The 20,642-nt window shown below is 60.7% G+C and carries 20 protein-coding genes and 1 tRNA gene; 16 read left to right on the top strand and 5 right to left on the bottom strand.

Going from position 1 to position 20,642, the window contains the following annotated elements; translation table 11 throughout:
* Window positions 1-82: 82 nt before the first annotated feature.
* Window positions 83-580 (top strand): Crp/Fnr family transcriptional regulator, encoded by a 498-nt coding sequence (locus CFE428DRAFT_RS28870; RefSeq protein WP_006983256.1) that lies wholly within the window; start codon window positions 83-85, stop codon window positions 578-580.
* A 241-nt stretch (window positions 581-821) separates the two neighbouring features.
* Here the strand turns inward: CFE428DRAFT_RS28870 and CFE428DRAFT_RS28865 are convergent, their stop codons facing one another.
* A complete protein-coding gene (locus tag CFE428DRAFT_RS28865; RefSeq protein WP_131990076.1) occupies window positions 822-1,127 on the bottom strand; it encodes a hypothetical protein in 306 nt (101 codons plus the stop codon).
* A gap of 450 nt (window positions 1,128-1,577) precedes the next feature.
* On the opposite strand from CFE428DRAFT_RS28865, the gene CFE428DRAFT_RS28860 reads away from it, so the two are divergent.
* Window positions 1,578-1,666, top strand: a tRNA-Ser gene (locus CFE428DRAFT_RS28860).
* Window positions 1,667-1,798: 132 nt separating this feature from the next.
* Here CFE428DRAFT_RS28860 and CFE428DRAFT_RS40120 read toward each other — a convergent pair.
* The gene (locus CFE428DRAFT_RS40120; RefSeq protein WP_131990077.1) at window positions 1,799-2,275 is read right to left on the bottom strand and encodes a hypothetical protein; all 477 of its coding nucleotides are present in this window, start codon (window positions 2,273-2,275) and stop codon (window positions 1,799-1,801) included.
* 100 nt (window positions 2,276-2,375) lie between these two features.
* Between CFE428DRAFT_RS40120 and CFE428DRAFT_RS28850 the strand changes: the two genes are divergently transcribed.
* From CFE428DRAFT_RS28850 to CFE428DRAFT_RS37945, 3 genes are all read left to right on the top strand, one after another.
* Complete coding sequence (locus CFE428DRAFT_RS28850) at window positions 2,376-3,134, top strand: ABC transporter ATP-binding protein (RefSeq protein ID WP_006983252.1); 759 nt, start codon at window positions 2,376-2,378, stop codon at window positions 3,132-3,134.
* 160 nt (window positions 3,135-3,294) lie between these two features.
* Window positions 3,295-4,401 (top strand): tRNA guanosine(34) transglycosylase Tgt, encoded by a 1,107-nt coding sequence (tgt, locus tag CFE428DRAFT_RS28845; RefSeq protein ID WP_006983251.1) that lies wholly within the window; start codon window positions 3,295-3,297, stop codon window positions 4,399-4,401.
* 186 nt (window positions 4,402-4,587) lie between these two features.
* Window positions 4,588-4,770: a hypothetical protein gene (locus CFE428DRAFT_RS37945; RefSeq protein ID WP_006983250.1), complete on the top strand. Its 183-nt coding sequence runs from the start codon at window positions 4,588-4,590 to the stop codon at window positions 4,768-4,770.
* A 190-nt stretch (window positions 4,771-4,960) separates the two neighbouring features.
* Here the strand turns inward: CFE428DRAFT_RS37945 and CFE428DRAFT_RS34705 are convergent, their stop codons facing one another.
* A complete protein-coding gene (locus CFE428DRAFT_RS34705) occupies window positions 4,961-5,359 on the bottom strand; it encodes a type II secretion system protein (RefSeq protein WP_083805393.1) in 399 nt (132 codons plus the stop codon).
* Window positions 5,360-5,908: 549 nt separating this feature from the next.
* Here CFE428DRAFT_RS34705 and panC point away from each other — a divergent pair.
* The 7 genes from panC (at window position 5,909) to CFE428DRAFT_RS28800 (ending at window position 13,095) form a co-directional block, all read left to right on the top strand.
* Window positions 5,909-6,751 (top strand): pantoate--beta-alanine ligase, encoded by an 843-nt coding sequence (gene panC / locus CFE428DRAFT_RS28835; RefSeq protein WP_042726020.1) that lies wholly within the window; start codon window positions 5,909-5,911, stop codon window positions 6,749-6,751.
* Window positions 6,748-8,346, top strand: coding sequence for an L-aspartate oxidase (gene nadB / locus CFE428DRAFT_RS28830; protein WP_006983247.1), 1,599 nt, complete (start codon window positions 6,748-6,750; stop codon window positions 8,344-8,346). The genes panC and nadB overlap by 4 nt, the downstream gene beginning before the upstream one ends.
* A 185-nt stretch (window positions 8,347-8,531) precedes the next feature.
* Window positions 8,532-9,491 (top strand): hypothetical protein, encoded by a 960-nt coding sequence (locus CFE428DRAFT_RS34700; RefSeq protein ID WP_006983246.1) that lies wholly within the window; start codon window positions 8,532-8,534, stop codon window positions 9,489-9,491.
* Between the two features lie 57 nt (window positions 9,492-9,548).
* A complete protein-coding gene (gene tmk, locus CFE428DRAFT_RS28820) occupies window positions 9,549-10,205 on the top strand; it encodes a dTMP kinase (RefSeq protein WP_006983245.1) in 657 nt (218 codons plus the stop codon).
* Between the two features lie 77 nt (window positions 10,206-10,282).
* Complete coding sequence (locus CFE428DRAFT_RS34695; RefSeq protein ID WP_006983244.1) at window positions 10,283-11,269, top strand: DNA polymerase III, gamma/tau subunits; 987 nt, start codon at window positions 10,283-10,285, stop codon at window positions 11,267-11,269.
* Window positions 11,266-11,628 carry a potassium channel family protein gene (locus CFE428DRAFT_RS28810; protein WP_006983243.1) on the top strand — a complete coding sequence of 121 codons (363 nt, stop codon included), beginning with the start codon at window positions 11,266-11,268 and terminating at the stop codon, window positions 11,626-11,628. The genes CFE428DRAFT_RS34695 and CFE428DRAFT_RS28810 overlap by 4 nt, the downstream gene beginning before the upstream one ends.
* A 303-nt stretch (window positions 11,629-11,931) precedes the next feature.
* On the top strand, window positions 11,932-13,095 hold the full coding sequence (locus CFE428DRAFT_RS28800; protein WP_042726018.1) for a Gfo/Idh/MocA family protein: 1,164 nt from the start codon (window positions 11,932-11,934) through the stop codon (window positions 13,093-13,095).
* Window positions 13,096-13,812: 717 nt separating this feature from the next.
* Here CFE428DRAFT_RS28800 and CFE428DRAFT_RS28795 read toward each other — a convergent pair.
* A complete protein-coding gene (locus CFE428DRAFT_RS28795; RefSeq protein ID WP_006983241.1) occupies window positions 13,813-14,577 on the bottom strand; it encodes an alpha/beta hydrolase in 765 nt (254 codons plus the stop codon).
* A gap of 143 nt (window positions 14,578-14,720) precedes the next feature.
* Here CFE428DRAFT_RS28795 and fabG point away from each other — a divergent pair, with 143 nt between their 5' ends.
* The 3 genes from fabG (at window position 14,721) to pgl (ending at window position 16,744) form a co-directional block, all read left to right on the top strand.
* A complete protein-coding gene (gene fabG, locus CFE428DRAFT_RS28790) occupies window positions 14,721-15,464 on the top strand; it encodes a 3-oxoacyl-[acyl-carrier-protein] reductase (RefSeq protein ID WP_006983240.1) in 744 nt (247 codons plus the stop codon).
* A gap of 153 nt (window positions 15,465-15,617) precedes the next feature.
* Window positions 15,618-16,058, top strand: a complete 441-nt coding sequence (locus tag CFE428DRAFT_RS28785; RefSeq protein ID WP_157447668.1) for a SixA phosphatase family protein — start codon at window positions 15,618-15,620, stop codon at window positions 16,056-16,058.
* A complete protein-coding gene (pgl, locus tag CFE428DRAFT_RS28780; RefSeq protein WP_006983238.1) occupies window positions 16,055-16,744 on the top strand; it encodes a 6-phosphogluconolactonase in 690 nt (229 codons plus the stop codon). Before CFE428DRAFT_RS28785 ends, pgl begins: the two co-directional genes overlap by 4 nt.
* A 9-nt stretch (window positions 16,745-16,753) precedes the next feature.
* Here pgl and rapA read toward each other — a convergent pair whose 3' ends face one another.
* Complete coding sequence (gene rapA, locus CFE428DRAFT_RS28775) at window positions 16,754-19,504, bottom strand: RNA polymerase-associated protein RapA (protein WP_006983237.1); 2,751 nt, start codon at window positions 19,502-19,504, stop codon at window positions 16,754-16,756.
* A gap of 254 nt (window positions 19,505-19,758) precedes the next feature.
* On the opposite strand from rapA, the gene CFE428DRAFT_RS28770 reads away from it, so the two are divergent.
* Window positions 19,759-20,642, top strand: an 884-nt coding sequence (locus tag CFE428DRAFT_RS28770; protein WP_042726016.1) for a Gfo/Idh/MocA family protein, incomplete at its 3' end; no start/stop codon positions are given.

Genomic DNA, 20,642 nt, shown 5'->3' with positions numbered 1-20,642 from the left:
TCAATCTCGATTCACGGGAAGTACAAATCGTTCTCCGTTCCGCCCTTGCCCCAGAGTAGGCACGGCTGTTAGCGTTACACATATGGACGTCGAATTGCTCCGCAATGTTTCCATTTTGCGAAAACTCACCGAGGAGGAATTGCGAGCGCTCTGCGCGCTCATGCTGATCCGCGAAGTCAACACCAAGGAACGGATCATCGAAGAAGGCACGCCGGTAAAGAACTTCTCCATCGTCACGGAAGGCGTCGTGCACATCCGCCGCATGGCCAATAAACGCGAGATGCTCCTCGGCCGGCTCGGTCCGGGCGGGTTCTTCGGCGAGATCAATCTCTTCGACCCGGGCGTGGCCACGGCCAGCATCTACGCCATGAAGCCGACCAAGCTCGCGTATATCGATTACGAGGCCTTCCACCAATTTATGGAGTCCAACACCGTCGTCGGCTACAAAATCGTCTCCTCCATGATGACGGAGATGGCCCGCCGCCTGCGCCAAACGAGCGCCCGCCTGGTGAATACCGCCTATTGGTCCAGCGCCGAAGGCGCCATCCCGCACCCCTCCCCGCCCGCGGCGCAGGGCTGATTTTTCGTGGTTGGGTGTGGGTTGATGCATGGGTGCCATTGAGGGATTCCCGGAGAAATCCCGTGAGAAACCATCTCTAAACGCCAGAGGCGCTCCCGAGTTTCGGTGCAAAACACCCAACTCAACCGCGATCTCGCGCAATGGTCGCCCGCCACTTTCGCCCGCCACTTTCGCCCGCCACTTTCGCTCGCAGCGCCCCGACAGAACGCCCTCGCCCTGTCCCGCCGATCTCCTTCAGGCACTACCGAAAAACCCGATCCCCTTTCTTCGGTGCCCCTTTCACGATATCCGCCACCACAAAGGGCGGCTTCTGGATGCGGGTCACCTTCATCTCCACCGGCGTCCCGCCTAGATTATCGATCGTCAGCACCGTCCCGGCGGTGGGCGGCGGCAACGAGCCATTGTCGATCAACACAAACGACGGATCGTCGCTCACCAGCGTCACCGTGCCCACGAATTGCGGCACCTTGGCCGTGGCCCGCGGCGGCCGTTTCCCACCAAACCAGAAGCGCGCCGCACCGCATCCACTCAAAAGAACCACCGTCACCAATAACGCCAGAAAAAGTCGGACACGAACGAATAAGGAATACATCTACACCCGCACAGCATCACGGAATACCGCCCAGCGCAACCCACCGCGACAAATCTGTCATCCGGCCTCGCAATGCCGCCCCAAAAAAGGTCGCCCCGATGCCCTCGGTCGTTCGGCCCTTCCCAAATTCGCGAGAATTTTAAAACCACGGGGCGCGCGGATTTCACGGATGGGACGAGGCCGCGCAGATTTCTGTAATCCGTGAAATCTGCGTAATCCGTGGTTCTTCTTTCCTTCAAACTCGAAGCCACAGCATCTGCCATCAGCCATTCCGCATCCTCCCATTCCCTTACTCTCCTCGTCCTCTTTCGCCCCCTTCCCCTCCGATCCGCGAAAAAGCCGCCGCAAAATCGGATTTTTTCTTGCCAATACCCGCGAACCACCCGAAATAAGCGCCCCACAGTTGGTGAGGTGGCTGAGTGGTCGAAAGCGGCGCTTTGCTAAAGCGTTGTACCCTTTAAAAGGTACCCAGGGTTCGAATCCCTGCCTCACCGTTCTCCCTCTGGATCCTAGGGAGTCACGCTGTGCTCGGAGCGGGCGCGAGTCCCTCGCATGCTTCCACGCCGGCATGCTCGCCCCTCACCGACGCTCGGTTCACCTTGGGCGGCAAATAACCGCAAATTTTTTCAAACCGTCTTCAGATACGTATCCGACTCAACGGCAGTCAGATAACGGAATGCTTTCACCACCACGTAGGAGGCTACGTGAGCATACCCAACGAGGTCCATCAGCGACTTCGGCGACAGGCGACCACCCGAGCGGGTTTCTCCGAATGGCGTAGCAAGATGAAACCATTTTTGTTGTTCGCCGAGCCGCGTTGGTTGGGGTTCAAATTGATGCAGGAAGGTAACGAAGAAGCGGTGGAATTCGACTCGATCACCGAGGCATTCGCTTTCGCGAAAGAGACGCCGGAATGCGAGGGCGCGCCGTTCGTCGTCTTCGACGACAAGGGAAAGGAAATGGTGCGGCTGACCGTCTGATTTTTCGGCAGACGATGGCAGAATAGGGGTGGCAGCGGTCCGCGAGGGCGGGACTGCCTGGCATTGGAGAATCAGCGGGAGGATGCCGCTGTGACTTTTCATTTCCGGCAATGCGGCGTTCACGCTCCGGAGACAGATCTTCGATTTTTCCCTTTCCACGGGACCGCCAACGCATCTTTTATCGGCGCTCGCCGTTCTTTCGCATTTCAACTCTCCTCGTCCCTTGATCTCCGCCCGCAGGCTCAAAAAAAACTATGGCTCGCTGACCGCCGTGGATGGGCTCGACCTGGAAGTGCCCGAGGGTGAGTTCTTCGCTTTTCTCGGGCCCAACGCCGCGGGCAAGACGACGACGATCAAGATGCTCACTGGGCTGCTCCGGCCGACCGAGGGTGAGGTCTTCATCGGCGGCTTCGATATGTTGCGCGAGCCAAACAAAGCCAAGGAACTGCTCGCCTACGTCCCGGATTTTCCCTTCGTCTACGAAAAGCTGACCAGCGTCGAGTTCATGCAATTCGTGGGCGACATCTTCCGGATGGAGCGCAAGCTCATCCTGCAACGCAGCGATGAACTCTTCGAGCGCTTCCACCTCGACGAGTACCGGCACGAACTCACGGAAAATCTTTCCCATGGCACCCGGCAACGGCTCGTCATCGCCTCGGCGCTGCTCCACGATCCGAAGGTCTTCATCATCGATGAACCGATGATCGGCCTTGACCCGATGCACGCGCGCATCGTGAAGCAGGAACTCCGCGCGCGGGCCAAGGCCGGCATGACGCTCTTTCTCTCGACGCACCAACTCAGCGTGGCCGAGGAAGTCGCCGACCGCATCGGCATCATCCACCACGGCAAATTGATCGCGCTCGGCACCGTGCAGGAGCTGCGCTCACAGGCCCATGAGACCGGCGCTCTCGAGAAAGTGTTTCTCTCGCTCATCGACCAGGAGGAAGCGCATCGGGAGAAGACGGCGAAGCTGCAGGACTGAATTCGGAGATCGAAGTTGGAAGATCGGAATTCGGGGAAAAGAGAACGGCGAATGATTTAGTCCCTTGCCGAGTGTTGCACGCCATTTATTGTCGCAACCCCTTTACCGGCCCGTTTGCCGATCTCCGATCTTCCAACTCCGAACTTCGACCTCCGATTCCATGTTCACCTTGCTGAAAGCCGATACCGCCACCAAAGCCCGACGTGGCCGGTTGGTGACCAACCATGGCGTAATCGAGACGCCGATCTTCATGCCGGTCGGCACGCAGGGCTCGGTGAAGGCGGTATCGCCCGCGGAACTGCGCGAGGTCCACGCGCAGATCATTCTCGGCAATACCTACCACCTTTTCGTGCGCCCGGGGATGGACGTGATGAAGCACTTTGGCGGGTTGCACCAGTTCATGAATTGGGACGGGCCGATTCTCACGGACTCGGGCGGCTTCCAGGTCTTCTCGCTGGCCAAGCTGCGGAAGATCACCGAAGAGGGCGTGCACTTTCAAAACCACCTCGACGGCGCGCCCTGTTTCCTCGGCCCGCGCGAAGCCATGGAGATCCAGGCCGCGCTCGGTTCGGACATCGCCATGCTCTTTGACGAATGCCCGCCGTTCCCTTGTGAACGGGATTACGCGGCCGATAGCCTCGCCCGCACCCTGCGTTGGGCGGCGAGATGCAAGGAAGTGCCGACGCCGGGAATGAAGTTCGGCATTGTTCAGGGATCGTCCTACCCCGATTTGCGCCGGGAGAGCGCGGAAGCCCTGGTGTCGATCGGCTTTGATGGCTATGCGGTCGGCGGAGTAAGTGTCGGCGAACCCGAGCCCGAAATGATGGCCGCGATCGAAGCGAGCGAACCTTATCTGCCGGCGGACCGCCCCCGCTATGCCATGGGGCTCGGCACTCCGCCGCAGATGGTCGAGATGGTGGCCCGCGGCGTCGATATGTTCGATTGCGTGTTGCCGACCCGTCTGGCGCGCAATGGCACCGCCTTCACCGCACAAGGCACCGTGAATCTAAAGAATTCTCCGTATATTTATGACAAGGGGCCGATCGAAGAGGGCTGCACTTGCGAAGCTTGCCGAAATTTTTCTCGCGGCTATTTGCGTCACTTGGTCAAGGCCGAAGAGATACTCGGACTGAGGCTGATTTCGCTACACAATCTCCACTTCTATCTGAATTTGATGTGGCGTATGCGACAGGAAATCGAGAACGGAACGTTCGCCACATTTCGTCAGAATTTCGTCACTAATTATCGTCACCACCGAGAGGTGTAGACGGGAGTCAGAGTTACGTATACATACGTTATTTGAAAAAAGTGTGTCCGCGGAACGTCCACAGCCGTTCCGCGATGCGAAACACTTTATGTGATGGCAGGCTGCGGGAAGGACGATTCTCCCACGCGACCCCACTCGCGCAGCCTGTGCGTCCGCATAACATCAGCACTATACCTATTCTGACTTATGATTTTTCCAACTATGAGCAAATACACTGCGTTCCGCTGCCCCGAAGACCTTCTCGAACTCGCCAAGATCAAGGCGAAGAAAGATCGTCGCTCGCTCAGCAATTACATCATCACGCTGATCGAAAAGGATGTGCAGGATGAAATGGTGGCGGCCGACGAAGCGAAAGGAAAACGAAAGTAGCCATCTTTATCGGGGAAACCCTTACCTTCGCCCGTCGCGATAGTTATCGCGACGGGCGTAGGATGGTTGATTCCAAAAGCTCGCTAAAGTCGCGAGTTTGCCACAAAAGCCTCTTGTTGGGCGCACGTCGAATTGCGCCGAGTGCTTTGCACCCAGATTCTCAGAAAAACTTTCAACCAGCCTTAACTATTTAATAGTAAGGCGACCAGAACGACTCCGGCGCCACGTCCGATAGCGACTGGAAAGCGCGGTCGGAGACCTTGGGCGGGGTATCGACGGTATATGGACCGTACGGCTGGCCGAAAATGTCTGCGCCCATCAGAGCCAGCTTGTTCATCCGCTTCATGTAGGGTTGCAGGTCGGAGAACATGGCAAGGTCTCCCGAATTCTTGTTGTTCTCGATGGCGTATTGATCGAGCGCACCGTCCAGGGTGCGCAGATCGTCGAGGATCTTCGCGGCTTGGGCGCGCTTGCGTGCCCGAATGAAGTTGGATGTCGCGATCGCGGCCAGGAGTGCGATGATGGAAACGACAACCATGATTTCTACCAGCGTAAAACCTCGTCGGAGGTGGTTTCTGAATGGATTCATAAGGTATGATAATAATTATAACCCTTCCGGTAATTATAGCATTCGGCGTTCCACGTAGGTTCTGTCCCTGGTCGAATATACATAATTACCTTGTCCTCCTCTCCGTAGTGTCGACTGTAAACTGCTCAAAATAAGCCACAAAAACCTCATATTTGGGAGGAACGGTTACAATACTGAGACATTTCGACGAGACAAAGTTGCGAAAATTGAGGGCTACGTGAAGACACTGGTCGTCATTCCAAGATAACGCCAGCGCAGCCGATTCGTTTCCACCGCGTTGAATGGCCTTCCAGCTTCGGGATTTCACGAGGAATTTTGAACAAAGGTGACGTCAGGGCCACTCACTGAAGCATTCAATTTGTCTTCAGCTCTGTGAGCCGTGCTATCCATCAAATCCGCGGCGATCCATTACCACACCATCGGCTGCGGTTCGATCATCGCGTGGTGGTTCTGGGTCATCTCGGCGGTTTCATTCCGCTTTCGGTTACGCCAAAGCCTTGCCCAATCGCTCTCGATTCCGTATCGGAGACCTCCGCCTAATTCCCTGCATTGAAAGTCATCGGTTCCATTTCCGCTACGCGGCGCCTGCTCGGTGCCGCCCGAGCTCCTATTGTCTTCGTCCCCACCATGGGGGCGCTCCACCGGGGCCACACCACCCTCATCGATCGCGCCCGCAAGCTCGCCGGTCCGAAGGGCATGGTCGTGGTCAGCATCTTCGTCAACCCCACCCAATTCGGGCCCAAAGAGGACTTTTCCCGTTACCCTCGCCCCTTTGCGACAGACAAGAAGCTCTGCGCCGAGCACGGCGTGGACGTGATCTTTCATCCCAGCGCCACGGAGATCTACCCGGAGGGCTTTTCCACTTACGTCGAGGAGACCGAGGTCTCGAAGTTCCTCTGCGGGGCGTCGCGTCCTGGCCATTTTCGCGGGGTTTGCACGGTCGTGAACAAGCTTTTCCAGATCGTCCAGCCGCAGATCGCCGTCTTTGGCCTCAAGGATTTCCAGCAGTGCGCGGTCATCCGCCGCATGGTGCGCGACCTGCACCTGCCGGTGCGCATCGTCGGCGTGGAAACCGTCCGCGAATCCGACGGCCTGGCACTCAGCTCGCGCAACCAATATCTCTCACCTGAGGAACGCACCCAGGCGCCCATCCTGCGCGCCGCCCTCCTCGCGGCGAAGAAGGCATGGCAGGACGGCGAGACCAGCCCTGCCCGCCTGCGCCGGCTCATCGTCCAAAAAATCGGTAGCGCATCCCTCGCCCGTATCGACTATGTGGAGATCGCCGATGCAGATTCCCTCCACTCCATCGAACGTGCCGACCGCAATACCGTCATGGCCCTCGCCGTTTTTTTCGGCAAGACGCGCCTCATCGACAACCTCCGCCTGCGATGAACGAGTTTGATTTCATCGTCATCGGCTCCGGCATCGCCGGATTGAGCTTCGCCCTGCAGGCCGCCCAGCATGGACGCGTCGCTATCGTCACCAAGCGCGCCCGCGCGGAATCGAACACCGCCTGGGCGCAAGGCGGCATCGCCAGCGTGACCAGCACCGAGGATTCCTTCGAGCTGCACGTCAAGGACACCCTGGAGGCCGGCGCCGGGCTGTGCGACGAGCAAGTCGTCCGCACGATCGTCATCGATGGACCCGCGCGCATCCGGGAGCTCATCGATTTCGGCGTCCATTTCGACGAACGCGAGTTGCCCGACGGCTCCCACGAGCTCGACCTCGGCCGCGAGGGCGGCCATTCGAAGCGCCGCATCCTCCACGCCCGCGACGTCACCGGACGCGAGATCGAGCGCGCCCTCCTGGCGGCCATCGCCCGGCACCCGCAGATCACCGTGCTGGAAAACCACATGGCGGTGGATCTCATCACCTTGGGCAAGCTCGGCTTCGTGAGCAGCGACCGCTGCCTCGGCGTGTATGTGCTCAATGAGGCCACCGGCGACGTTGTGGCCCTGCGCAGCGATCGCGTGGTGCTGGCCACCGGCGGCTGCGGCAAGGTGTATCTTTATACGACCAATCCCGGCATCGCCACTGGCGATGGCGTGGCCATGTCCTGGCGCGCAGGGGCAAAGGTGGCGAACATGGAATTCATCCAATTCCACCCGACCTGCCTCTTCCACCCCGAGGCCCGCAGCTTCCTTATCTCCGAGGCCGTGCGCGGCGAAGGCGCCCGCTTGGTGGATGCCAAAGGCCGCGAATTCATGAGTCGGTATCACGCCAAAAAGGACCTGGCTCCGCGCGATATCGTTGCCCGGGCCATCGATGCCGAGATGAAGCGTACCGGCGCTCAGTGCGTCTACCTCGACATCACCCATCAGCCGGCCGATTTTATCCGCGACCGCTTTCCGAATATCCACGAGGTCTGCCTGCGCTACGGCTTGGACATCACCAAGGAGCGCATCCCGGTGGTGCCGGCCGCCCATTACCAATGTGGCGGCGTCCTCACGGACGAAAATGGCGCCTCCAGCCTCGAAGGCCTTTACGCCATCGGCGAAGTCGCCTGCACCGGCCTGCACGGCGCCAACCGGCTGGCCAGCAATTCCCTGCTGGAAGCCTGCGTCCTCGCCCACCGCTGTTGCGAGGCCATCGTCGCCCGTCCGCGCCCGGAGGCCGGCCCTTGGGGGAAGGAACTGCCTCCCTGGAAGAGCGGCGTCGCCGTGGACGTGGATGAACTGGTCGTGATTTACCACAATTGGGACGAAATCCGCCGCCTCATGTGGGATTACGTCGGCATTGTCCGCACCACCAAACGCCTTCAGCGCGCGGCTACCCGCCTTCGCAATCTGGAGCGGGAGATCCAGGAGTTTTATTGGAACTTCAAGATCACCACCGACCTCCTCGAGCTCCGCAATCTGGCCACCGTGGCCGGCCTCATCGTGGACAGCGCCCTGCTCCGCAAAGAGAGCCGCGGCCTGCATTATACTCTGGATTACCCGGAAACCGACCCGGCATGCCGCCACGCGACCGTCCTGAGACGATCCTGACTACACAGTCGTCCCACGACTGTTGGCATATTCGATGCTAAAATACTGTCGTAGGAACACGAACCTGACAATTTCATCCCTTCAAGAGGCTCAACTCTGACCAAAATGCGACATTCCGGGAGACTTTCCGCTTTACGGCCCCCGGGTTCTTTCGTATAGACCTGCCCCTATCCAGACCAGAACCAATGAAGCTTCATTCCCTGGGATTTTTCTTATCGCGTGCTGTTCTGGCCATCGGCTTGATTTGCTTCGTGGGCGAGGCAAGCGCGCAGTCGCCTTACCAGACCACTGCGGATTTTACCAAATACGCGATGAAGCTGCGCGAGAGCGCCATCCTGCACATGGAGCCGCAGGTGGTCATTCCGACCATGTCGCGCACGCTCAGCGTGTCGGGCAAATATCCTTGGAAAACCCAGATCGTGACCACGGTCTTCTGGGTCGGCGAACCGGCTGGTGGCAACAACCCGGTCCACAATTTCAGCAGCTCGTGGGACCTCAACTGGGAACAGAGCTACGGCGGCTTCGATAACCCGAACCCGGCATCACGGCGCAATTACATCCCGGCCAATTTTGTTCCCCGGCAAAACCCCTTCTACATCGCCCTGCCCTACAACGACGTGACCCACGGCACGACCAAGCCCGAGTCCAAGGTCGTCATCCCGTGGTTCCGCGACGAGTTCCGGCAGGAAGGCCAGTCCGTCTGCCACGACCACTGGATCGCCATTCGTAACAGCGCGGGCAAGACCTGCTACGCCCAATGGAGCGATTGCGGCCCGTTCCGCACGGACCACTGGCAATATGTCTTCGGCAACGAAAAGCCGCGTCCGAACCTCAACGGTGGCGCTGGCCTCGACGTCTCGCCGGCGGTGCGCGATTACCTGCAGCTCAGCAGCACCGACGTGACCGACTGGAAATTCGTCGATGCCTTGGAAGTGCCGAACGGTCCTTGGGCGCTCTACGGCGACAACAATACCGTCGCTCAAAACCTGCGCCGCGGTCAGACACGGATGGCGATGTCTGCCCCGACCCATAGCTATTCCGCCCCTTCGGAACCGGCCCCACAGCAGACTCCGCCGCCCACCACGGCGAAGCCGCCACAACAGCAACAGGAAGGGCCGACCATCATCATCCATCAGGCGCAATAAGCGCGGACTCCCGCTGGACAGCGGGCGGATGGATTTTGCACACTGCGGGCTCTACCCATGCCGCGCGGCATATTCGTCTCATTTGAAGGCAGCGAAGGCTGCGGAAAATCGACCCAGATCCGACTTCTCGCGGATCGGCTGAAGGCGCTTGGCCATCAGGTCATCCTCACCCGCGAACCTGGCGGTACCGAGATCGGCGAACAATTGCGCCATCTGCTGCAATTCTCCAAGGCCGGCCACGCCATGGCCTCGGAAACGGAACTGCTGCTCTTCGCCGCCAGCCGCGCGCAACTCGTCCGCGAAGTCATCGCCCCCGCGCTCGAAGCCGGCGCCATCGTCCTCGCCGACCGTTTTCTCGATTCCACCACGGTCTATCAGGGCGTGGCCCGCAAACTCGATCCCGCCGAAGTTGCCGCCATCAATCGCTTCGCCGTCGGCGACACCTTGCCCGACATCACCTTCGTCTTCGACCTCGACCTGGCCATCGCTCGCGAGCGCATGCGCCATCGCCCCGCCCCCGCGGGCGCTCCCGACCGCATGGAAAGCCAACCCGCCGCCTTCTTCGAAGCCGTCCGCGCCGGCTACCTGGCTCTGGCCCGCGAAAACACCACCCGCGTCCGCCTCCTCGATGCCGCCGGCACGGTAGAGGACCTCAGCAACCGCATCTGGCAGGAACTAGCCCCCCGCCTCAGTCCATTACCCGTCACAAAATGAGCGCCCCATCTGCCATCTGCCATCTGCCATTTTCCGCAGCCGTCCGCTCTGCGGCTGTCATTCGTCATTCCTGACCCATGCCCTTCACCGCCGACGAAGCCTTCTCCCTGCTCCAAAGCGCCCAGGCGCAAAACCGGCTCGCGCACGCCTATCTCATCACCGGTCCCATCGGCAGCGGCAAGCGCGCCCTCGCCAACCGGGTCTGCACGCTGCTCATCGGCCGACCCGTCGAGAACCTGCAGCACCCCGACATCCACGTCATCGAGCCGGAAAGTAAATCGCGCCGCATCCTCATCGAGCAAATGCGCGAACTGGAGCGCAGCCTGCACATGCGCAGCTTGAGTGGCGGCCACAAGATCGGCGTCATCGTCGATGCTGACCGCCTCCAACCCAATGCGGCCAACGCCTTCCTCAAGACGCTCGAGGAACCGCCCGGCCAAAGTTCGCTCCTGCTCTTGAGCAGCCTGCCCGATCAATTGCTCGAGACCATCCTCTCGCGTTGCCTCGAGATCCCGCTGCGTTCCACCGAGGCGCACCGAGCCACCCCGCTGCAGACCAAGCTGCTCACCGCGCTACAAGCGCATTCGCGACAGGAGTCGCCCGGCCTGGTGGAAGCCTTCCGGCTCGTCCGCGAATTCCAGACCCTGCTCAGCGAAGCGCGTGAAACGATCCAGGACGACGCCGATGCCTCGCTGAAGGCCGAGGAGCAACATTATAAACAAACCTCCGAAGCCGGAAAATGGCTGGAGGATCGCGAAGACTATTACAAGGCGCTCGTCGAAAGCCGCTACGTCGCCGCGCGTCATTCCCTGCTCGAGACGCTGGAACAATGGTGGGCCGACGCCCTGCGCCAGCAAGCCGCCCACACCACCGGCCAGCCCGTGGCCAGCCTCGACCATCCCATCTTCGCCACCGACACCGCCGCGCTCGGTGCCCGCCATTCCACCACCACGCTGCTCCGCAAATCCGACGCCTTCGAGACCCTCCGTGGTCACCTCGGCAACTCCGGCGTGCAGGAACAACTCGCCCTCGAGTGCGCCTTCCTGCGCGCCTTCGGTGAATGAAATTGAGCGCGTTCAACCGCGTCCGCCTGCGCTTCGCCATCGAATTCTGGCGAAGCCTCCGCATCGTCTGGCCGGTCCTCTCGGGCATCATTCTGCTCATGATCGGCTTCGGTTTCTGCGCCTCGCGATTCGAGCGCTGGCCGTTCGGTGACGGACTCTATTTCGCCCTCATCACCGGCTTCACCGTCGGTTACGGCGACTTCGTCCCACACCACCCGCTGGCCCGCGCCTGCGCCGTCTGCATCGCCTTCCTCGGCATCGTCATGACCGCCATCATCGCCGCGGCTGCGGTGAAAGCGCTCAGCAGGGCTCAAGAGGAACAGGCATCCCGTCCCGATTCACATTCTCCCCGTTCGTGAACTGCTTTTTCCTGGCCGTTTTTGGGATCGCATTCTCGATCATGGCGATGGCCGCCGCGATCCTGCAGCATTTCTTTCCGAATGCTCCTGCCTGGGTCGAAATCTCCATTATCTTACTCTCTCCATTTTCAGCGTGGTTCGCTTTTCGCCGGTTCAGTCGAAAGCAATCATCCCGAACGACCGACGACCAACGATCGAAGTAAACGATCCCTGACTCAGCGATCTACATTGCCCTTGCCGGGCAAGCGACCTTCCCCCTACATCTTCCGCCCACTCTCTTCACTCTCACCCCAACAACTCTCTATGAGCAGAAAAATTCGTTACGCAATGATCGGTGGTGGTCGCGGCGCCTTCATCGGTGCGGTCCATCGCATCGCCGCCAATATCGACGGCCAGGTCGAACTCGTCGCCGGCGCGTTCTCCGCCGATCCGGAGAAATCCAAGGCCAGCGGCGCGGATCTCTTTCTCGATCCCTCGCGCGTCTACGGCAGCTTTGAAGAGTTGGTCAAAAAGGAAGCCGCGCTGCCGGCGGACAAGCGCATCGATTTCGTTGCCATCGTCACCCCAAATCACGTCCACTTCCCGGCCGCCAAGGCCGCGTTGCAAGCGGGCTTCCACGTGCTCAGCGACAAGCCGGCGACCTTCGATCTCGCCGAAGCGAAGGAACTCGCCGCCCTCGTGAAGAAGACCGGCCTGCTCTATGGCCTCACTCACAATTACACCGGCTATCCGCTGGTGAAGGAAGCGCGCGACATGATCGCCGCCGGCAAACTCGGCAAGATCCGCAAGGTCGTGGTCGAGTATCCGCAAGGCTGGCTCGCGACCAAGGTCGAGGCTTCCGGCCAGAAGCAGGCCTCCTGGCGCACCGATCCCAAGAAGAGCGGCGCCGCGGGTTGCATCGGCGATATCGGCACGCACGCCGAAAATCTCGCGGAGTACATCACCGGCCTGCAGATCAGCGAACTCGCCGCCGACATCACCGCTTTTGTGAAGGGTCGCAAGCTCGATGACGACGGCAACGTGCTGCTCCGCTTCAAGGGCGGCGCGAAGGGCGTGCTCCATTCCTCGCAGATTTCCGTGGGTGAAGAGAACAACCTCAACATCCGCGTCTACGGCGAAAAGGGCGGCATCGAGTGGCACCAGAATGAGCCGAACACGATGCTCGTGAAGTGGATCGATCAGCCCATGCAGGTCTATCGCACGGCCAACGGCTACCTCGGCAAAAACGCCGCCGCCGCCACCCGCACTCCGCCCGCGCACCCCGAGGGCTATCTCGAGGCCTTCGCGAATATCTACAAGAACTTCGCCAACGCCATCCGCGCCCGCATCGACAAGAAGAAGCTGGCCAAGGGCGATCCCGCCACCGACTACCCGAAGATCGAAGACGGCGTCCGCGGCATGGCCTTCATCGAAGCCGTGGTAAAGTCCTCCAAGGCCAACGCCGCCTGGACGAAGCTCGACGTGTAAGCGACACCACCAATACAGTTCTCAAACCAAAGAGCGCGGATCACCTCCGCGCTCTTTTTGTTGAGAGGGAAGTCAAAATTGTTCTCGATGGAAGTAACGCTTCCTTACAAAAAGCGCACGGCAGAGAACGCGCGAAGCGCCCCAAAAAAACGGTCATCCTGAGCGGAGCGGGGAAGCATGGGCGGAGTCGAAAGCCGAGTCTGCGAGACGCCTATGGGACTGTGGGGCAAACCTCTGATCTGCGTGGGCTTTCGCGCGGAGCTTCTTCGCTTGCCCTGCCCGGCTGTGCTCATCCTGGCACTCTTGGGCAAAGACGTGGGGGAAATGGACGCGTGGTCGCGCGTAGGTGGAGAAAGCTCCGCACGAAAACCCACAGAAGTCAGAGGTCCTTCGCTCCGCCCATGCTTCCCCGCTCCGCTCAGGATGACTCGCTTTTTTTTCGAGCGCTTCGCGCATCCCTGCCCTGCGCCTCGGTGACATCGACCGTCATTAGTGAATAAGGCCTCAAAAAGCTGCAGGATGCCGCTTCCACTCTTCTCTCACTTCGAATCTACGAGCTGATGAAACCACGCCCGCAACTTCGTCCGCGCCTCGCTCGGCCGCAGAGTCCAGGCATCGTTGTGATTGCGAAAGCCCGTACCGACGACGGTGAACGTTCCCTTGTCCCACGAACCCGTCTCGCGCAAATAGCGTTCCGTCTCCGCGGCATTGCCTCTCTCACCGCAGATGAACTGCGGCCGCCCCTTGAGGCGTTGCAGCCGCGACCAGCGCTGATGCCTGATCCGCCGCCGGATAGGGCCAGTTCGTGCGCACACCATCGTAATGGCTGTAGCAAATAAACCCGCGCCACAACACCGCCGTCGCGTCATCATGCAGGCCGAGATAATTACAGGCAATCGACCCACGCGAAAACCCGGCCAGCACCACGCGCTGCGGATCGCCGCCAAATTTCTCACAGACGTTCTGCACCGTCGCCCGGCAGTACTTCAGCGTCGGCTCCGGATCGAACGTAGGCGGATCGCCCCACCACTTGATCACATTCGCCGTTCCAGCGTTGTTCAGATACGGCACGCAAATCCAGATGCATCCTTTACCTTCCCTAACGCCATAGCCCAACCGACTCCCCTCGACTACCCCGGTGCTGACATCCCCAAAGGCATCGTGGAAATCGCCATTCCCCGCCCACTCGACGATCACCGGATATCGCCCCGCCGGTTTCCAATCCACCGGCAGATAAAGCGCACCGTAAACCTCCGTGCCTTCCCACCCCGGCGTCACATACCGCACCCGCTTGCCGGCCTCTGGTGAACCGGCCGTCATTTCCGGCACCGTCAGGTCCGGTGATACGGTAGTGATGTCAGGGAACTCTTCGGCGTGAGCGACGACTACAGCGAGAAAGAAGGCGGCAATGATGTTCCTGGTTCCAGAGGAAACACCCAACATCCAATCGAAGAACCCGCCCCCGGCCCTCGCTTGCGCCATTGGGTGTTGGGCGTTGGATGTTGGATGTTGGATGTTCATACCCGTTGCTACTTTGCCCACCCCCGGAAACAAGGCCACGTTAAAGGTTAAGCCGAATTATCGCTCGACACATTCCGCACCGACTTCCCACACTCCACGCCCCTATGAGATTCGGAAATCAAGTTGCTATCGTCACCGGCGCCGGTCGCGGCATCGGCCACGCCATCGCCCTGCGCCTGGCCAGCGAGGGAGCCCGTGTCGCCGTGGTGAGTCGCACGGAACTGAATGCCAACCGCACCGCCGAGGAGATCAACGCGCAGTTCGCCGGCCTGGCCAAGGCTTATGCCGCCGACGTCGCCGATCAGGCCTCGGTAAAAAAGCTCGCCGAACAGATTCTCGCCGATTTCTCCCGTGTCGACATTCTCGTGAATAACGCCGGCCTGACCCGTGACGGCCTTTCCATGCGCATGAGCGAGGAAGATTGGGATATCGTCGTCGACACGAATCTCAAGGGCGCCTTCAATTTCATCCAGGCCGTGGAGCGTCCGATGATCAAGCAGCGCAGTGGCCGCATCATTAATATCGCCAGCGTCGCCGGCATCATGGGCAACGCCGGCCAGGCCAATTACGCCGCGAGCAAGGCGGGCCTGATCGGCCTCACCAAGGTGATCGCCCGCGAGCTGGCCAGCCGCGGCATCACCAGCAATGCTGTCGCTCCAGGCTTCATCACCACCGACATGACCGAAGGGCTCCCCGAAGCGCTCAAGACCGGCGTGGTCGGCCAGATCTCGCTCGGCAAATTCGGCGAACCTGCCGACATCGCCGCCGCCGTCGCTTTCCTGGCCAGTGCCGAAGCGAAATACATCACCGGCCAGGTCTTGACCGTGGACGGTGGCATGGTGATGTAAAGGCGGGTAAGTTGATAGTGGACGGTTGATAGTTGATAGCCGTCCACTTCCCAAGCCCCGCGCGAACCCGTAGAACGGCGCGGCTCTCAACTATCCATTCTCAACTATCAACTTTTCCCAATTCGTGCTCCTCTACCTGCTCCGCCCATGCCGATGCCGACACCGTCGCCGCCAGCGACGATGCGCGGGCACTTTCGGGAAAAAGGCATCGATCAAGCGCAGAAGGTCGCGCGGTTTTGTGAGGCGCACGACATGCAGCTCTCGCTGATCCTCACCAGCCCGTTGCGTCGAGCGCACGAGACAGCCAAGCCCATGGCCGCGGCTCTGCGCGCGGAATTGATGATCGTGCCGTGGCTGGCCAGTGGCATGCATCCAGAAGCCGCGCTGGAGGAACTGCGCGCTTACCGCTCACAGACCAGCGTGATGCTCGTGGGCCACGAGCCGGATTTCTCGCAACTGGCCGCGCATCTCCTCGGTCTGCCGACCAATAACGCCATCCACGTGCGCAAGGGTTCGCTGACTCTGCTGGAGCTCGATGTGTTCCGGGCCGGCGCTGCCACCCTCCAGTTTTCGCTCCCCTGCAAATTGATGTGATCTCGCGCATACTTCATTCCAAAGACTTCGCGGCTGACGCCGCGCGGACCATCCTCGACCACGCCCGCAAGGCCATCGCCGAACGCGGTCTCTTTCGCCTCGGCCTCACTGGCGGACGCTCACCCCGCGCCATTCATGCGGCGCTCCTGGCCCAGGCGGGCGATCTGCCGTGGAAAAAGGTTCAGTTGACTTTCGGCGACGAACGTTGTGTTCCGCCGGATCACGAAGACTCGAACTATCGCGTGGCGAAGGAAACGCTGATCGATCCCTCGGGAATCCCCGAGGGCAACGTCTTCCGCATGCGCGGCGAGATCGATCCCGAAACCGCCGCCCGTGAGTATGAAGACATGCTGCGCGCCTTTGCCGGGCGCCTCGGCGAACCGCGTTACGCGCACGATCTGCTGCTGCTCGGCCTCGGTGAAGATGGCCACACCGCGTCGCTCTTCCCCGGCTCCCCGGCGCTCGACGAAACGACTCGCGAAGTGCTGCCGGTCATTGGTCCCAAGCCGCCTCCGCAGCGCCTCAGCATGACCTTCCCGCTGATCAACGCCTCGCACCACGTGCTCTTTCTGGTGCCGCAGGCCGACAAGCGCGCCATCGCTGAAGCCGCTGTGGCCGGCGACCAGCGATATCCCGCTTCGCGCGTTCACGGCCAGGAATACACGACCTGGCTGCTGGGAACGTAGGTCGAGCGATCAAGCCACACCCGGCACGCGGAAGATCAAGCGCACCGCATCCAGACGCGGCTGGGCCGCGGCGATCGCCGCTTGCAAATCGGTCTGCTGCTGGCGAATCGCTTCGATCTCCTCGGGACGCACGTGATCGTTGATCTGGCGCAAATCCTCGAGCCGCTCGATCTCGTTGCGCAACTGCAGCGTCATCGCGGTATTGGCCGCTTCGATGAGACGCTGCGCGCGTTCCGCCGCCATCGCCTGGGCTTTTTCGAGCATCGCCGGCAACAGCTTCTTCTTCACCGCGCCGCGATCGAGCAGACGGAAGATGTCTCCCTTCTCGAGCTTGGCCGAGGCCACTGCTTCGTCGTCGGTGTGATCGGCGAGCGCATGATCCACCACCACGCGAATCGGCGTCGCGGGCAGAAAACGGTCCGCGTGCAAGGCCGCCGGAGCGATGCACTCCACCACGGTATAAATCTCCAGCAACATCCCTTCCGAGCCGCCGCCTTTCCACATCCCAAATGCGGTATTGCCTCTCTCCGAGCCCAGCAGGAGATCGAGCGAGGCACGAACGAGCGGATGATCTCCGCTGACGAAACCCAGATCTTCACGGCTGAGTGCGCGGGTGCGATCGAAGGTCACTGTCATGCCCTCCTCCGGCACCGTCGGGAAGGCGTCGGTGATCAAATGTCCCGGGCGCAGGATGTAACTGCGCACGCCGTGGTCTTCGACTTGCACACCGAAATGATCGAGCAGCCCGATGACGAAGTGTTCGAACTTCTCATCCGTATCGAGCGCTCGAATCTGGCGCGTCAACTCTTCCGCGACACCGACCTTGCAAGAGTTCAACTCGAGCAACCGATCGTGACCGTGCTCCAGCTTCTTCGCCACCTTGCCGCTGAGATCGCGCGATTTCGTGATGAGCTTCTCCAGCTTCGCCGCCGAGAATTTCTGCCGCAACGCCGCCAGATCCTTTTCCAGGGCACGCACAATCTCGCTCGCGCCATGCGGGTTCTTTTCAAACGCGTTCAGTCCTTCGTGATACCAGCGCGCCAGAACTTCCGAAGCCGTCCCGCGCAGATAGGGCACGTGAATCTGAATCGTCGCCGTCTGGCCGATGCGGTCGAGACGCCCGATGCGCTGCTCCAGCAACTCCGGATCTTCCGGCAGATCAAACAGCACGAGGTGGTGGGCGAACTGGAAGTTACGCCCTTCGCTGCCAATCTCAGAACAGATAAGAATCCGCGCTCCTTCCTCTTCGGAAAAGAACGCCGCATTGCGATCGCGCTGCAACAACGTCAACTCCTCGTGGAAGAGCGCCACTGCCACATTCAATTCGCGCTGCAACCGTTCGGAAATCTCTTCGACGAGTTCACGAGTGCGGCAAATGAGCAGCACCTTCTCCTCGGCAAACTCCTTCAGCAGCGCGACCAGCCACTTGATCTTGGCCTCCAGTTCCGCGCCTGTCTTGCCGGCATCCAGCGACACGAGCTTGGCCTGCCGTTCGGGAAAGCCGGAGAGCGCGGCGCGCGTATTGCGGAACATCACCCGGCCCGTGCCGAACTCATCGAGTAGATCGGAGATCAAAGCGGCGCGCGCCTTCTCGTCACCCGCGGCCAGTTCATCGCAGCGCTGACGAATGCGCGATGACTTCTGGCCGAATACGGTGCGGTCGCTCTTGGTCAGCGGCTTGCCATCGATCAAACGATCGATCGCCTTGGCCACCTGCTCATAGTGCTCCGCCTCTTCCATGAACCGCTCGAGATTGTCGTAGCGATCCGGGTCGAGGAGGCGCAGCCGCGCGAAGTGCCCCTCCGGCCCCAACTGCTGAGGCGTCGCCGTGAGCAACAGCAGGCCTTTCGTCTGCTTCGCCAGCGACTCCACCAGCGCATACTGCGGGCTCACCGCCTCGTGGCTCCATTCGAGGTGATGCGCCTCGTCAACGACCAGCAAATCCCAACCCGCGGCCAGCACCTGCTGCGCGCGCTGGGCGTTCCCCGAGAGAAACGCCGTGCTGCAGATGATGAGCTGGCTATCGAGAAACGGATTCGCCGTGGGATCGTTCTGCTCGATCGACACACAGCGCTCTTCGTCGAAAAGACTGAAGAGCAGGTTGAAGCGCCGGAGCATTTCCACGAACCACTGGTGGACGAGCGATTCCGGCACCAGCACCAGGATTCGCTGCGCGCGGCCCGTGAGGTGCAACCGATGGAGAATCAACCCCGCCTCGATGGTCTTGCCCAAGCCTACTTCATCGGCCAACAACACCCGCGGCACCAGGCGCGACGCGACTTCTCCCGCGATCGACATCTGGTGCGTGATCAAATCGACACGCCCGCCGACAAAGCCGCGCACCGCCGATTGCCGATGCCGGCAGCGGCGCTGCAGTGCTTCACCGCGCAGATCGAACGTTGCATTTTCATCCACCTGCCCGGCGAGGAGACGATCCTCCGGCTTGCTGAAACTGATCGTGTCGGAAAGCTGCGCCTCGGTCACTTCCTGCCCTTCCGCGAGATACACCAGCATGCCGCTACGTTCCTCGATGGTCGTGACCAGGAGCTGCTGGCCTTCGCTGGTCTTGATGCGATCGCCCTCGTGAAAGCGTACCCGGCGTAACGGCGCGGACTTCAGCGCGTACTGGCGCTGCTCCATGGCGGCGGGGAAAAACACCTCCACACGGCCATATTCCGCTTTGAGAATGATCCCGAGCCCCAGTTCAGGCTCAGTGTCGCTAACCCATCGTTGTCCGGGAATTGGTAAGTCGCTTGGCATCGAAAAAGGGGCGAAACGGTAGCCGTTCTGCGCGGCACAGCAAACGGAAACATCGGTTTCTGGTTTCTAGTTTCTCGTTTCTGGTTTTCCGCTACGAAAATCGGGTACGGAATGGGAACTGGTCCCGTGGGGAACCAGAGCCGGGCAGCGAGACATCCGAGGTGCCTTGGGGCAAACCAGAAACTAGAAACCAGAAACCCAAAATTGGTTCGCGCTCGACACCGCACACGCCCCGCGCCAACTTTTCCGCCCCTATGGCACACCAGAAATCCGATGGCATGAACTACGCCCCCGAGGGCAAGGCCGCGCCGGTCGTCAAAAAAGGCGAATTCCCTTTTGCCGCCGTGGCGCTCGATCATGGCCACATCTATGGCCAGTGCCGCGGACTCAGCGAAGCGGGTGGCGAGCTCAAATACGTCTACGATCCCGATCCGGCGAAAGTAGAGAAGTTTTGCGCGACCTTCCCCGGCGTCGAGCCGCTGCCGAGCCTCGAAGCGGTTTTAGAGAAGCCCGAGATCCTGCTCGTCGCCGGCGCCGCCGTGCCGAGCGAGCGTGGACCGCTGGGTCTGCGAGTGATGGACGCCGGCAAGGACTATTTCACGGACAAGACCCCGTTCACCACCTTGGCTCAACTGGCCGCTGCTCGCGAAAAGGTGAAGGCCACCGGCAAGAAGTACATGGTCTACTTCAGCGAGCGCTTGCATGTGGAGTGCGCGGTGCGTGCCGGGCAATTGATCGAGCAGGGCGCCATCGGCCGCGTCGTGCAGGTGACCGGACTCGGGCCACATCGGAGTTCGCCGGCCAGCCGTCCGCCGTGGTTCTGGTCGCAGGAAAAGACCGGCGGTATTCTCGCCGACATCGGTTCGCATCACTTCGAGCAATTCCTCTACTGGAGCGGCGCGAAAAGCGCGAAGGTCTTGCACGCGCAGGTCGCCAATTATCATCATAAGCAGTATCCGGAATTTGAAGATTGGGGGGAGGCCAACCTCATTGCCGACAACGGTTCGACCAATTACATCCGCATCGACTGGCTCAATCCCGCGGGCCTCAGCACTTGGGGAGACGGCCGCGCCTTCATCCTCGGCACCGAAGGCTACATCGAGCTGCGCAAATACGTCGACGTGGCGCGCGAGCAGAC

Source organism: Chthoniobacter flavus Ellin428, assembly GCF_000173075.1.
Classification (GTDB): Bacteria; Verrucomicrobiota; Verrucomicrobiia; order Chthoniobacterales; family Chthoniobacteraceae; genus Chthoniobacter; species Chthoniobacter flavus.
Note: the sequence above shows the minus strand (reverse complement) of the source record. Positions and strands in the feature narration are given on the sequence as shown.